General features: G+C 45.8%; 1 protein-coding gene. It reads left to right on the forward strand.

The features are described 5' to 3' along the window. Positions 1-963: FAD-dependent monooxygenase (locus tag ACUVJL_RS07610; protein WP_445245296.1), on the forward strand; the 963-nt coding region annotated here is incomplete at its 5' end. Positions 964-1010 lie beyond the last annotated feature (47 nt).

Below are 1010 nucleotides of genomic sequence, written 5' to 3' on the forward strand. Positions count from 1 at the left end.
GCACCCCACCCGCGTACCGATGGCTGTGGTATTCTGATCGTACAAGCAGGTATGGAAGCACTCGATCGCGGAAACCATCAAGTCACCCAAAAAATTATCAACTCCGGCGATGCGGTTAAAGTATTCGAGTTTCGCAACCTCCGTGGCGTTGTCATCAATTCTGAACCCGTCACCTATGAGGAAAATGAACTTCCGGGGATGTTGGTACACCGCAAAGCTATTCTAGAAGCACTCCTCGACGAGGCACCCGCTGACTGTATTCGTTGTAATGCTGAATTATTGTCGATCGCCCAAACTGAGCATAGCGCGATCGTCCACTTTAAAGACGGAACTCACTGGGAAGGCGACCTGTTAATTGGCGCAGATGGGATTGTCTCCAAAGTTCGTCAATTTATCGTTCCAGATGTAAAACTGTTCTATTTAGGTGATATTGTTTGGCGAGGAATAGTCGAAGATAGTAGCTTCTGTCCCGAAGGAAACTTTTTTGTTTATGTACGCGGTAGAGGAATTTATGCCAACTTCTTTCACATTGGCGGAGGTCGCACCCATTGGGGTTTCTTTATCGAAAAAGAGCGACAAGAATCAGAAGTAGGAAAACTTCAACCCAATGATATCATCATACCTCCCCAAGAACTCGCAAAACTTCCAGAAGATGCGCGAAAAGTAATTGAATCAACACCTATAGAAAATATTGTCTGTCGTTTTTCCTACGACATCGACCCCCTACCTAAAATCTATGACGGGCGCGTCATCCTCATCGGAGATGCGGCCCACGCCAAAAGCTCCACGCGCGCTAGAGGAATGACTTCCGGCTGGGAAGATGGACTGTCTTTAGCTCAATATCTCACCGACAGTGCTAGCATTGCAGAAGCATTAGCAAATTTTCAAACTGAAAGATTGCCGATCGTCCACGAATATCAACGCACTAGCCGTGAAATGAGTCTGAAAATAGGTCGTCGTTAGAAATAGAGAATAGGAGCAAATCCTGATGTCTGCAAATATATCTTACT

The organism is Microcoleus sp. OTE_8_concoct_300, assembly GCF_031383065.1.
Classification (GTDB): Bacteria; Cyanobacteriota; Cyanobacteriia; order Cyanobacteriales; family Microcoleaceae; genus Microcoleus.